Raw genomic sequence first — 11,029 nt, forward strand, 5'->3', positions numbered from 1 at the left:
TTCACCGTCCCGACCGCTCCGCCGCGGAAGAAAGTCATTCCATGATCACGCAAGACCGTCCCCCCACCCGGCGCCGGCGACCAGCCGCCCGACCGCTCAAGCCTCGGGCCGGCCGGGCGTGGGGGCGCCGCCTCCCGCTGCTGCCGGCGCTGCTGTTCACCATCGCCGTCACGCAGCTGCCGTTCGTGGCCACGCTCGTCATCTCCACCTTCCAGTGGAACATCCTGCGACCCGGCGACCGCCACTTCACCGGCCTGTCCAACTACGCCGTCGTCTTCACCGACGAGCGGCTGCGCACCGCGGTCGTCAACACCGTCGTCCTCACCGCGTCCGTCGTCGTCCTCAGCGTCGTACTGGGGCTGGGCCTGGCGCTGCTGCTGGACCGCCGGTTCCTCGGCCGCGGCCTGGCCCGCACCCTGCTCATCGCGCCGTTCCTGGTCATGCCCGTCGCCGCCGCCCTGGTGTGGAAGCACGCCGTCTACAACCCCGACTACGGGCTGCTCAACGGAACCCTGAACGCCGTCTACCGGCTCTTCGGAGCCGAGAACGGACCGACCGTCGACTGGATCTCGTCCTTCCCCATGCCCGCGCTCGTCGTCGCGCTCGTGTGGCAGTGGACGCCGTTCATGATGCTCATCCTGCTGGCCGGCCTGCAGGCCCAGCCCGGTGACGTCCTGGAGGCCGCCAGGGTCGACGGGGCCTCGGCGCTGCAGACGTTCCGTCTCATCACGCTGCCCCACCTGCGCCAGTACATCGAGCTGGGCATCGTCCTCGGCAGCATCTTCGTGGTGCAGACCTTCGACGCCGTCTACACCATCACCCAGGGCGGCCCCGGATCCCGGACGACGAACCTGCCCTACGAGATCTACCTGACCATGTTCCGCAAGTTCGAGTACGGCCAGGCCGCGGCCGCCGGTGTCGTCGTGGTGATCGGCTCGATCGTCATCGCGACGTTCGCGCTGCGCGTCGTCGCCTCCCTGTTCCGCGAAGAGGTGTCCCGATGACCGGCTCGACCGCGGCCGCCCGCACCCCCGCCCGTCCCGTCCTGCGCCGGCTGCGCCGCCGGCGTCACACGGACCCGGCGCAGCCGCCGCGCCTGTCGCCCCTGTGGACCTTTGTCGCCTGGCTGGTCACCCTGGCCTTCTTCGCGCCGGTGGCGTGGATGGTGCTCACCTCCTTCCACCAGGAGTCCGACGCGGCGACCAACCCGCCCAGCCTCTTCGCCCCGGTGACACTGGACCAGTACCGGCTGCTGCTGGGCCGGGACATCACGCCGTTCCTGCTCAACTCGGCCATGGCGAGCGTCTTCTCGACGCTGCTGGTCCTCGCCCTGGCACTCCCCGCGGCCTACGCGCTGTCCATCAAGCCGGTCAAGAAGTGGACCGACGTGATGTTCTTCTTCCTGTCCACGAAGTTCCTGCCGCTCATCGCGGCGCTCCTGCCGATCTACATGATCGTCAAGGACATCGGCATGCTGGACAACATCTGGGTCCTCGTCGTCCTCTACACCGCCATGAACCTGCCGATCGCGGTGTGGATGATGCGGTCGTTCCTCGCCGAGGTCCCCAGGGAGATCCTGGAGGCCGCGGAGGTCGACGGTGCGGGACTGCCCACCGTGCTGCTGCGGATCGTCGCCCCCGTCGCCATGCCGGGCATCGCCGCCACCTCGCTGATCTGCTTCATCTTCAGCTGGAACGAGTTCATGTTCGCCGTGAACCTCACCGCGACCCAGGCCTCCACCGCACCCGTCTTCCTGGTGGGTTTCATCACCAACGAGGGCCTGTTCCTGGCCAGGCTGTGCGCGGCGGCCACGCTGGTCTCCCTGCCCGTCCTCATCGCCGGTTTCGCCGCTCAGGACAAGCTGGTGCGCGGTCTGTCCCTGGGAGCCGTCAAGTGACGTCCGCCCGCACCTCGCGGCACCACGCACCGCGCGCGGGTACCGCACTCGCTTCGGCCCTCCCGCCCGTGAAGCCCCGCACCGAACGGAGCCCCGCCACCATGACCCAGCCGATCCGCCGCGTCCTCGTCCGCTCCCTCGACGACATCGTCGTGGAGAAGGCGCCCGCCCCCGTCCCCGCCGACGGCGAACTCCTGGTCCGCACCACGGTCGTCGGCGTGTGCGGATCGGACACCCATGCCGCCGCCGGACACCATCCGTTCATCGACCTCCCCTACCACCCCGGTCACGAGGCGGTCGGCGTCGTGGTGGCCACCGGCCGGGGCGCCGGTGACTTCGCGCCCGGCGACCGGGTGATCGTCGAACCGAACCTGTACTGCGGCCGGTGCGCCCAGTGCCGCTCCGGCCGCTACAACATCTGCCGGGAACTGAAGGTCTTCGGCTGCCAGACCCCGGGTGCCCTCGCCGACCTCTTCACCCTGCCGGCCGGCCGCGCCCACCGCGTCCCCGACGCGGTCACGGACGTCCGGGCCGTCCTGGTCGAGCCCCTGGCCACGCCGGTGCACGCCGTCGCCAAGGCGGGCGACCTCACCGGCCGCACGGTCGCCGTCCTCGGCGCCGGTCCCATCGGGCTGTTCACGCTCATCGCCGCCCGGCACGCCGGTGCCGAGCGGATCGTGGTGACCGACCTGCGGCAGGGCAAACGGGACAGGGCGCTGCGCCTCGGCGCCGACGCCGCCCTGCCCGCCGACGCGCCCGGCCTGGTCTCCTCGGCGCACGCCGCGCTGGGCGGCCCGGCCGATGTCGTCTTCGACTGCGTCGCCCGGGAGCAGTCCATGGCACAAGCCACCGACCTGGTCACCAAGGGCGGTCACATCGTCGTCGTGGGCGTGGGCGCCGCCGGCACCACACCGGTCCGCCTCGACCTGGTCCAGGACCGGGAGATCCGCATCGAGGGCACCCTCATGTACACCTCGGACGACTACCGCGTCGCCCTCTCCCTCATCGCCTCGGACACCTTCGACACCGCCGAGATCGTCACGGCCACCTACCCCCTGGACGACGCCGCGGCGGCCTTCCGGGCCTCCCTCGACCCGGACCAGGTGAAGGTTCTGGTCACCGTGGACGGTCCCTAGTGCCGCGCCGGAAGGGCGTGCCGTCCGCCGCCCCCGCCCCGGTCGCCCCGGGGCGGGGGCGCGGGCCCGGCCCGCCCCGGTCCCTGTGCGAAACTGCGAGACTGGCGTCACCGGCCGACTGAACGTCGACTCGCCGCAGTCGCAGCCGTGCGTGAGGGTGGCTTGCGTCTCCCGCCGCCGAAGGAGCACGACCGAGGGGAAGGAGGGGCGCTGTGGCCGCCCGCACGCGATCGTCACAGGCCGTCGTAGAGGAGCGGCGCAAGGCCGTCCTGCGGTACGTCGCCGATCACGGCGAGACCCGCATCGACGACCTCGCCGAGCGGTTCGGCGTGAGCCTCATGACGATGCACCGGGACCTGGACGACCTCGCCGGGCGTCACCTGCTGCGCAAGGAGCGCGGACGGGCCCTCGCCTTCCCCGCCCTCACCATGGAGATGGCCACCCGCTTCCGCGAGGGCAGCGCCCTGGCCGCGAAGAACGCCCTGTGCGCCGCCGTCGCCGACCGCATCGCGCCCGGAACGACGATCCTCATGGACGACTCGACCACCCTGTTCCCGCTCGTCCCCGTCCTGGGCGGGCTGGACCACCTGCACGTCGTCACCAACTCGGTCGGCCTGGCACAGCGCCTGGGCTCCCAGCCGAAGGTGAACGTCACCCTCCTGGGCGGCCACTACCGCGGGGACTTCAACTCCTGCACCGGCCCCGCGGTGACCCGCGCGCTGTCGCAGATCCACGCCGACCTCGCGCTGATGTCCGCCACCGCGATCCTGGAGGGCCGGCTCTTCCACCCCCTGAACGACTACGTCGAGGTCAAGCTGGCCATGCTCGCCTCCGCCGAGCGCGTCCTGCTCCTGGCCGACCACTCGAAGTTCGGCAAGACCGCCACGTACGCCTACGGAACCGTGGCCGACTACGAGGCGGTCATCACCGACACGAGCACCCCCGAGGCCGAACTCGCCGCCATCCGCGAGATGGGCGTGCCCGTGGAGACGGTCGCCCCCCGGGAACAGCCCCCCGCCTGATGCAGAGCCTGTTCAGAACCCCGAGCGCCTACCGCCCCGGCGACGCCGAGGCGGCCGCGCCCGTACCCCGGGTGCGGGCCGTGCTGTTCGACTTCAGCAACACGCTCTTCCGGATGATCCCCCTGGAGACATGGCTGCGCCGGGTGGGACGCGCGTCGGGCCGCCTCGCCCTGCTCGACGAACCGGGGGCCGCCGCCGGGATCTCCCGCCGACTGCACACCGCCTTCCAGCTGCCCGAGGTCGTCGCCCTGCAGCAGGGCCGCGATCTGTCGCCCGAGCGGCACCGGCAGGCCATGCACGGCTGGTGGCGGCACGTCGAGTTCCTGCGCGGCGCCGAGGAGACGGCCTACCGCGAACTCACCGCTCCGGACGCGTGGGTCCCGTACCCCGACACCGCACCGACACTGCGCGCGCTGCGCTCCCGCGGTCTGCGCGTCGCCGTCGTCAGCGACTTCGCCTGGGACCTGCGCGTCCATCTCGCCCACCACGGCCTGGACGGCCTGATCGACGCCTGTGTGATCTCCTGCGAGCAGGGGCGCGAGAAGCCGGATCCGCAGCTGTTCTTCAAGGCCTGCGCCGACCTGGGTTCCGATCCCCGGGCCACGCTCATGGTGGGCGACAACCCGGTCCGGGACGGCGGCGCGACCGCCTGCGGGCTGCGGACGTACATCCTGCCCGCGGAGGACCGCACCGGCGAGCGCGGCCTCGCCGACGTCCTCCGGCTGGTGCCCGAGCGGCGGGCGGACTGAGCCGCGCGGCCGGTGCGCTGTCCTCGCACGGTCCGTCCCGTGGTACGCCCGCGGCCGGCGCGCGATGCCCCCGCTACGAAGCGGCCCGTTCGGGGTCGGGGGTGGGGGAGTCCTCGCGGTGCAGGAAGGTGGCCAGGAGGTCGCCGACGGGGTGGTCGGACTCGCTGGGGTGCCGCAGGGCGACGGTGGGGTCGACCGTGTAGCGGTTGCGGCGGCCCACCCGGGTGCGGGTGAGGTATCCGGCCGCTTCGAGGTCGGAGACGATCAGCTGCACGGCGCGTTCGGTGATGCCGATGGCGTCCGCGACGTCGCGGCCGCGCGCGTCGGGGTCCCGTGCGACGGCGATCAGGACGCGGGCGTGGTTGGTGAGGAAGGTCCACTGGTCGCCGCGCTGGCTGGAGGGCTGGCTCATGGCCTTCATCATACGAAGCCCTCTTCGCATGACCAATGCCGTTTCACGAAAATCCATTGGCGAAAAACTTTTCGCGTAACTCTTGACGTGAATCAGTCGGTCGGGTGACCCTGGACACAACCCCGCCACCCCCTCGACCTCGCTGAAAGGGGGCGCGATGTCCCCCGGGACCGCCCTTTCGACCCTGCCCGCCCCGACGCCGGAGATCATCGGCGCGCCGGCTCTGCCGCACCCGGTGACCGCTGTGATGACGAACCGTCCCGACGATGTGGCCGTGGTGGCGGCCGCCGTCCGGCTGGCCGCCCCGCACCAGGCCCCGGTGCTGCTGGTCGCCGTCCTGCCCGCCGAGCCGCAGGCCCCGGAGCGGTCCCGCGCGGACGCCGGTACCGCCCGCGTGTTCCTGGCGAGGGCACTGCCACTGCTGCGCGGCGCCGGCGTGGGCTACATCCCCGTCGCCCACCGCCTTCCGGCCGGGAGCGCCGGGGAACCCGGCCTGCGGGCCGCGGGCGGGGTCCTGGCCCTGGCCGCCCGCCATCACTCGCCCCTGGTGGTGGCCTCCGGCGGCGGACCCGCCGGTCTGGACGCCCGCAGCCTGATCGCGGCCTCCGCGCTGCGCGACGCTCCTCCCGTCCGCGTCGTGACCGCCACCCGATCGGCGGACCCCGCCGCCGGCGCCGAGGCGTGGCCGGACGCACTGCCACCTGCCCGCCTGAGCACGATGCGGGCGGCGGCACCGCGGCGTCCGGCCGCTGCCGCCCGCCCGCTGAAGGAGGCGTGATGCACGGACTGACCGCCCTCGCACCCTGGTGGCTGCCGGCCCTGGTGGACCTGGTCGTCGGCGGTCTGTGCGTCGCCCTCGCGACGCGCCCCCGCCGCCGGGCCGCGACGGCCCGGCGGAGCGCCTGACCTGGAAGTGTCCGACCCTGGGAGGTGAGTGCCCCTGTGAACCGGTGCCGGGCCCGGCTCCCCTCCGTCACGCGCACGGGCCCGGCCACCCCCTTGGCGGCCGTCCCGCGCCGTCCGTCCTCACGACGCCGTTCGAGGAAGTCGATCAAGTATGAATGAACTGTCGTTCGCCGTCCCGCTGTGGGTGTGGGCCGCGGTCACCGTCGGCATCGGCGTGATGCTCGCCGTCGACCTGGTGGCCCACCGCGACAACCACGTGATCGGCTTCCGCGAAGCCGCGCTGTGGAGCGCGCTGTGGATCGCCATCGGCCTCGGCTTCGGTCTGGTCCTGCTGGCCTGGCAGGGCGGCGAGACCGCCTCCACCTACTACGCCGGCTACCTGATCGAGAAGGCCCTGTCGATCGACAACGTCTTCGTCTTCGCGCTGGTCTTCTCCTTCTTCGCCGTACCCGACGCCTACCAGCACAAGGTCCTCTTCTGGGGTGTCATCGGGGCCCTCGGGGCGAGGCTGGTGTTCATCTTCATCGGCGCAGAACTGCTTCAGGTCTTCTTCTGGACCGCGTACGTGTTCGGGGCGTTCCTGATCTGGACCGGCTACAAGATGGCCGTCTCCAAGGACGAGGAGGTGCACCCCGACCGCAACCCCGTCGTCCGCCTCGTCAAGAGGATCATCCCCACCGATCCGCAGTTCCACGGCGACAGGTTCTTCCTGCGCGTCAACGGGCGGCGCGTGGCCACGCTGCTGTTCGTGGTGCTGGTCGCGATCGAGGCCACCGACCTGGTCTTCGCCGTCGACTCCGTCGCCGCGGTGCTGGCCATCACCACCAACACCTTCATCGTGTGGACCGCCAACGCGTTCGCCGTCCTCGGGCTGCGCAGTCTGTACTTCTGCCTCGCCGGACTGCTGCGGCGCTTCCAGTACCTGCACTACGGACTGGCGGTCCTGCTCGCCTTCGCCGGCGTCAAGCTCATCCTGTCCGAGACCCCCGTCGGCAAGCTGCCCATCCCCCTCACGCTCGGCGTCATCGCCGTCACCATCACCGTCTCCATCGCCTGGTCCCTCATCGCCACCCGGGACAAGCCCGGCGGCACCGGTGACGGAACGGACGGCACGGGCGGCACGGCCGGCGGCGAAGCGGCGCCCGCCGGCGGCTCCGGCCCGCACCACACCGGGGAACGACCGTCCTGATGCCCGGGGCGCACCGCCCCGCCTAGCGGGGGAGCGGCCGGGCGCCGAGGCCGCCGCCGTGGAGGGCGCACAGGTGCCGGGCGGCGCCGCGGACGGCCGCCGTGTGCGGCGCCGGCACCACGCGCGGCGGCACCCCCAGCAGGCCGCTGAGGTCGTGGACGATGCCGGGACGCAGGGCGCCCCCGCCGGCCAGCAGGACCCCCCGGTGCAGGGCGTCGGCGGTACGGGAGGTGCGGTCCTGGCGCAGCATCTCGGTGATCATGCTCGCCACGGTGTCCGCGATCCCGGCCGGCCGGGCTGCGCCGAGGTCGCCGGTGCCCAGGGCGGCGCGCCGTGCGTCGACGACGCCGGTCCCGGACAGCAGGACCACCTCGCTGAGATGGGCGCCGACGTCCACGACGAGCAGGGGCCGCGACAGGCCGGCGCCCGCGGCGAGGGCGACGGCCCGGGCGGTGGGGATGGTCCGCACGGTGCGGGGCCGCAGCACCTCGACGGCGGCGCGGGCGGCGCTGCGATAGGCCGGGCCGTCCAGCACGGGGGTGGTGAGGACGATGTGCGGGCGGGTGCGGCGGGGGAGGCGGTGGCCGAGCAGGCGCTGCAGCATCCGCGCGCATCCCGCCTCGTCGACGATGGTGCCGCGCTGGATCGGGTACGTGGTGCCGGCGCCGAAGGTCACCGTGGGCACGTCGGTGATCAGGCCCCTGCCCGGGACCCAGGCGCGGGTGCGGGCGCTGCCCAGCTCCAGGGCGACGCCCCAGTCCCGCCGCAACGGATGCCGTGCGCTGCCGCGGAGGCGGGGCGCCGTCACCGGCCGGCCTCCCTGACCTGCTGGCAGCGCCCGCAGTAACGGGCCTGCGGCACCACGGCCAGCCGCTCGCGTGCCACAGGGCCGCGGCACAGCGCGCAGGTGCCGTAGCGTCCCTCGTCCATGCGCCGGAGGGCCGCCTCCACGTCGGCGAGGACCATACGGGCGCACGCGGCGAGCTTGACGTGGACCTCCACCTGGGAGGCGGCATCGTGACGCCACACGTCGTCCGTGCGGGCCGGAGCCGCGCCGGCGAGCTGCTGGAGCTGCTCCCGGCGGAACAGGCGCTGCTCGTGGAGGCTTTCCCGCAGCGCGGCGAGATCCTCGGCCGACAGGTGCGCCGTACGGCCGGCGATGAGCTGGTGGTTCACCACTGCACCCCTAGGACAGAGCGAGGGAGAGGGACGGCGGGGACCGGCGCGCCGGTCAGACGGCGGCGCGGCGCCGGCAGGCGACGCAGCAGGGCGTGTACGGCAGGATCTCCAGGCGCTCCGGCGGGACGGGCTCGGAGCAGCCCAAGCAGGTGCCGTACGTGCCGTCCGCGACGCGGGCGAAGGCGTCGTCGATCTCCTTCAGGACGCGCTCGATGGCGCTCTTCTGCACCGACATCAGGTGCTCGTCGGCACCCTGGCCGCTCTCGTCGAGGGCCTGCAGCTGCGTCAGCCTGCTGGTGCGGGCGTGGTCCAGACGCTGACGCACCTCGTGCGCGGTCATGCGTTCGGGGCGGGAGCCGGTGCGGGGGGCGTCGACGGACACGTCAGGTCCCTTCCTCTGGTCGTTGGGCACGGCACGGGACGGACAGCGGTGCGGCACCCGCCGGGGGCGCCGCACCCTCTGCCCGGTCCGCCTCCCACCCTGGCCGTCGCCCGGGCGGAACCCCATCGGGCGCGGGCCCCATTTGCCGGGGGCCGGACGATGCACACCGCCCCGGCCTGGGTGGGCCGCGACAGGCGAAATGGGGGCCGGGCCCCATCGACCCGGCCGCCGCCGACGAGGCAGGCTGTCGGTCAGGTCCGTCCGCCGGCCGGGCGCGACACCTCCCCCGGGTGCGCGCGGCCCGGCCGCCCGGACGGGCCGCACCCCTGAAGGAGGCGTGACAACCGGTGTCGCTGTTCTGGCGGATCTTCGCCCTCAACGCCGTCGTCCTGGGCACGGCCACCGCGCTGCTGCTGTGGGCCCCGGTGACCGTCTCGGTGCCGGTGCTGCTGACGGAGGCGATCATCCTGCTGGGCGGCCTGGCGGTGATGCTGGTCGCCAACGCCGCACTGCTGCGGTGGGGACTGGCCCCGCTGGGCCGGCTGACCGGGCTGATGACCACCGTGGACCTGCTGCGGCCCGGGCAGCGGCTGCCCGCGCAGGGCCGCGGGGAGGTGTCCGAGCTGATCCGCACCTTCAACGCCATGCTGGAACGCCTGGAGCAGGAACGAGCCGCCAGCAGCGGCCGGGTCCTGCTCGCCCAGGAGGCCGAACGCCGCCGTATCGCCCAGGAACTGCACGACGAGGTCGGGCAGAGCATGACCGCGATCCTGCTGGGACTCAAACGCGCCGCCGACGAGGCGCCCGGGCCGCTGCGCGAGGAGCTGCGCGAGGTGCAGGAGATCACCCGGGGCAGCCTGGACGAGGTCCGCCGCCTGGTGCGCCGGCTGCGGCCCGGGGTGCTGGACGACCTGGGCCTGGTCAGCGCGCTGACCTCCCTCACCGAGGACTTCGCCACCCATACCGGGCTCCAGGTCACCCGCCGCTTCGCCGCCGACCTGCCCGCCCTGGAGCCGGAGACCGAACTGGTCCTCTACCGCGTCGCCCAGGAGTCACTGACCAACGCCGCCCGGCACGCCGACGCCGGACGGGTCGTCGTCACCCTGCACCACACCGACGCCCGCGTGGTCCTGGCCGTCACCGACGACGGGTGCGGCATCAAGGCCCCCCGCGAGGGCGCGGGCATCCTCGGCATGCGCGAGCGCGCCCTGCTCATCGGCGCCGCCCTCGACATCACCCCCGCGCCCCGCGCCGGCACCCAGGTCCGGCTCACCGTGCCCCTGCCCAGGAAGCAGCCGTCCTCATGACCGACACCATCCGCATCCTGCTGGCCGACGACCACGCCCTGGTACGCCGCGGCGTGCGGCTCATCCTCGACCAGGAACCGGGCCTCGAAGTGATCGCCGAGGCGGGCGACGGCGCGGAGGCGATCGAGAAGGCCCGCAGCCACGAGGTCGACCTCGCCGTGCTGGACATCGCCATGCCCCGGATGACCGGCCTGCAGGCCGCCCGCGAACTGTCCGGCCTCGAACGGGGCCCGCGCGTGCTGATCCTGACCATGCACGACAACGAGCAGTACTTCTTCCAGGCGCTCAAGGCCGGCGCGAGCGGGTACGTGCTGAAGTCCGTCGCCGACCGGGACCTGGTCGCCGCCTGCCGGGCCGCGATGCGCGACGAGCCGTTCCTCTACCCCGGCGCCGTCACCGCGCTGATCCGCAACTACCTCGACCGCGCCCGGCACGGCGAGGAGACCCCCGACCAGGTCCTCACCCCGCGCGAGGAAGAGGTGCTCAAGCTGGTGGCCGAGGGCCACTCCTCGCAGGCGATCGCCGATCTGCTGTACATCAGCATCAAGACCGTCCAGCGTCACCGCGCCAACCTGCTGCACAAGCTCGGCCTGCGCGACCGCCTGGAACTCACCCGCTACGCCATCCGCGCCGGCCTGATCGAACCGTGACCCCCGTCGACCGCACGGCGGGCCGGCCGCTTTCTCCCCGGCCCGCTCGCCGGTCCCCCCGCGCCCTCCCCGGAGCCCGGCAGGCCGTGGCGGTCGCCGTATGGGCGGCCCTGTTGCTGGCGCTCCTGACCGCTGGGGGAGCGGGCGGCCCGCAGCCCGCGCGGGCGGGCACCGCGTCGCCCGGCGCGGTCGGCGCCGAG

At 73.2% G+C, this 11,029-nt stretch carries 14 protein-coding genes; 10 read left to right on the plus strand and 4 right to left on the minus strand.

Annotation, left to right across the window (positions count from 1 at the left end; genetic code table 11):
• Nucleotides 1-41: 41 nt before the first annotated feature.
• The 5 genes from ABZY20_RS29845 to ABZY20_RS29865 all read left to right on the plus strand — a co-directional run bounded on the left by ABZY20_RS29845 (nucleotide 42) and on the right by ABZY20_RS29865 (nucleotide 4,804).
• The gene (locus tag ABZY20_RS29845; RefSeq protein WP_356445428.1) at nucleotides 42-1,004 is read left to right on the plus strand and encodes a sugar ABC transporter permease; all 963 of its coding nucleotides are present in this window, start codon (nucleotides 42-44) and stop codon (nucleotides 1,002-1,004) included.
• A complete protein-coding gene (locus tag ABZY20_RS29850) occupies nucleotides 1,001-1,897 on the plus strand; it encodes a carbohydrate ABC transporter permease (protein ID WP_356445430.1) in 897 nt (298 codons plus the stop codon). Before ABZY20_RS29845 ends, ABZY20_RS29850 begins: the two co-directional genes overlap by 4 nt.
• A 101-nt stretch (nucleotides 1,898-1,998) precedes the next feature.
• Nucleotides 1,999-3,033 (plus strand): alcohol dehydrogenase catalytic domain-containing protein, encoded by a 1,035-nt coding sequence (locus ABZY20_RS29855; protein WP_356445432.1) that lies wholly within the window; start codon nucleotides 1,999-2,001, stop codon nucleotides 3,031-3,033.
• Nucleotides 3,034-3,245: 212 nt separating this feature from the next.
• Nucleotides 3,246-4,055, plus strand: coding sequence for a DeoR/GlpR family DNA-binding transcription regulator (locus tag ABZY20_RS29860; RefSeq protein WP_356445434.1), 810 nt, complete (start codon nucleotides 3,246-3,248; stop codon nucleotides 4,053-4,055).
• Nucleotides 4,055-4,804 carry an HAD-IA family hydrolase gene (locus ABZY20_RS29865; RefSeq protein WP_356445436.1) on the plus strand — a complete coding sequence of 250 codons (750 nt, stop codon included), beginning with the start codon at nucleotides 4,055-4,057 and terminating at the stop codon, nucleotides 4,802-4,804. The genes ABZY20_RS29860 and ABZY20_RS29865 overlap by 1 nt, the downstream gene beginning before the upstream one ends.
• A gap of 73 nt (nucleotides 4,805-4,877) precedes the next feature.
• Here the strand turns inward: ABZY20_RS29865 and ABZY20_RS29870 are convergent, their stop codons facing one another.
• Complete coding sequence (locus ABZY20_RS29870; protein WP_356445438.1) at nucleotides 4,878-5,216, minus strand: helix-turn-helix domain-containing protein; 339 nt, start codon at nucleotides 5,214-5,216, stop codon at nucleotides 4,878-4,880.
• 157 nt (nucleotides 5,217-5,373) lie between these two features.
• Here ABZY20_RS29870 and ABZY20_RS29875 point away from each other — a divergent pair, with 157 nt between their 5' ends.
• The 3 genes from ABZY20_RS29875 (at nucleotide 5,374) to ABZY20_RS29885 (ending at nucleotide 7,311) form a co-directional block, all read left to right on the plus strand.
• A complete protein-coding gene (locus tag ABZY20_RS29875) occupies nucleotides 5,374-5,994 on the plus strand; it encodes a universal stress protein (RefSeq protein WP_356445440.1) in 621 nt (206 codons plus the stop codon).
• Nucleotides 5,994-6,122: a hypothetical protein gene (locus tag ABZY20_RS29880; RefSeq protein ID WP_356445442.1), complete on the plus strand. Its 129-nt coding sequence runs from the start codon at nucleotides 5,994-5,996 to the stop codon at nucleotides 6,120-6,122. Before ABZY20_RS29875 ends, ABZY20_RS29880 begins: the two co-directional genes overlap by 1 nt.
• 151 nt (nucleotides 6,123-6,273) lie before the next feature.
• On the plus strand, nucleotides 6,274-7,311 hold the full coding sequence (locus tag ABZY20_RS29885; protein WP_356445444.1) for a TerC family protein: 1,038 nt from the start codon (nucleotides 6,274-6,276) through the stop codon (nucleotides 7,309-7,311).
• Nucleotides 7,312-7,333: 22 nt separating this feature from the next.
• On the opposite strand, the gene ABZY20_RS29890 is transcribed toward ABZY20_RS29885, so the two are convergent.
• The 3 genes from ABZY20_RS29890 to ABZY20_RS29900 are packed head-to-tail and all read right to left on the minus strand — an operon-like array spanning nucleotide 7,334 to nucleotide 8,872.
• Nucleotides 7,334-8,119, minus strand: a complete 786-nt coding sequence (locus tag ABZY20_RS29890) for a rod shape-determining protein (RefSeq protein ID WP_356445446.1) — start codon at nucleotides 8,117-8,119, stop codon at nucleotides 7,334-7,336.
• Nucleotides 8,116-8,490, minus strand: coding sequence for a TraR/DksA C4-type zinc finger protein (locus ABZY20_RS29895; protein WP_356445448.1), 375 nt, complete (start codon nucleotides 8,488-8,490; stop codon nucleotides 8,116-8,118). The genes ABZY20_RS29890 and ABZY20_RS29895 overlap by 4 nt, the downstream gene beginning before the upstream one ends.
• Before the next feature lie 52 nt (nucleotides 8,491-8,542).
• On the minus strand, nucleotides 8,543-8,872 hold the full coding sequence (locus tag ABZY20_RS29900; RefSeq protein WP_356445450.1) for a TraR/DksA C4-type zinc finger protein: 330 nt from the start codon (nucleotides 8,870-8,872) through the stop codon (nucleotides 8,543-8,545).
• 347 nt (nucleotides 8,873-9,219) lie between these two features.
• On the opposite strand from ABZY20_RS29900, the gene ABZY20_RS29905 reads away from it, so the two are divergent.
• On the plus strand, nucleotides 9,220-10,179 hold the full coding sequence (locus ABZY20_RS29905) for a HAMP domain-containing sensor histidine kinase (protein WP_356445452.1): 960 nt from the start codon (nucleotides 9,220-9,222) through the stop codon (nucleotides 10,177-10,179).
• Nucleotides 10,176-10,829 (plus strand): response regulator transcription factor, encoded by a 654-nt coding sequence (locus tag ABZY20_RS29910; protein WP_356445454.1) that lies wholly within the window; start codon nucleotides 10,176-10,178, stop codon nucleotides 10,827-10,829. Before ABZY20_RS29905 ends, ABZY20_RS29910 begins: the two co-directional genes overlap by 4 nt.
• Nucleotides 10,830-11,029 lie beyond the last annotated feature (200 nt).

Origin of the sequence: Streptomyces sp. NPDC006624 (assembly GCF_040611555.1) — a bacterium.
Taxonomy (GTDB): domain Bacteria; phylum Actinomycetota; class Actinomycetes; order Streptomycetales; family Streptomycetaceae; genus Streptomyces.

Excerpts from the sequence above, each read along its gene's own strand:
- ABZY20_RS29845 (WP_356445428.1), top strand. The coding sequence starts at position 42 with ATGATCACGCAAGACCGTCCCCCCACCCGGCGCCGGCGACCAGCCGCC.
- ABZY20_RS29850 (WP_356445430.1), top strand. The coding sequence starts at position 1,001 with ATGACCGGCTCGACCGCGGCCGCCCGCACCCCCGCCCGTCCCGTCCTG.
- ABZY20_RS29855 (WP_356445432.1), top strand. The coding sequence starts at position 1,999 with ATGACCCAGCCGATCCGCCGCGTCCTCGTCCGCTCCCTCGACGACATC.
- ABZY20_RS29865 (WP_356445436.1), top strand. The coding sequence starts at position 4,055 with ATGCAGAGCCTGTTCAGAACCCCGAGCGCCTACCGCCCCGGCGACGCC.
- ABZY20_RS29870 (WP_356445438.1), bottom strand. The coding sequence starts at position 5,216 with ATGAGCCAGCCCTCCAGCCAGCGCGGCGACCAGTGGACCTTCCTCACC.
- ABZY20_RS29875 (WP_356445440.1), top strand. The coding sequence starts at position 5,374 with ATGTCCCCCGGGACCGCCCTTTCGACCCTGCCCGCCCCGACGCCGGAG.
- ABZY20_RS29880 (WP_356445442.1), top strand. The coding sequence starts at position 5,994 with ATGCACGGACTGACCGCCCTCGCACCCTGGTGGCTGCCGGCCCTGGTG.
- ABZY20_RS29885 (WP_356445444.1), top strand. The coding sequence starts at position 6,274 with ATGAATGAACTGTCGTTCGCCGTCCCGCTGTGGGTGTGGGCCGCGGTC.
- ABZY20_RS29910 (WP_356445454.1), top strand. The coding sequence starts at position 10,176 with ATGACCGACACCATCCGCATCCTGCTGGCCGACGACCACGCCCTGGTA.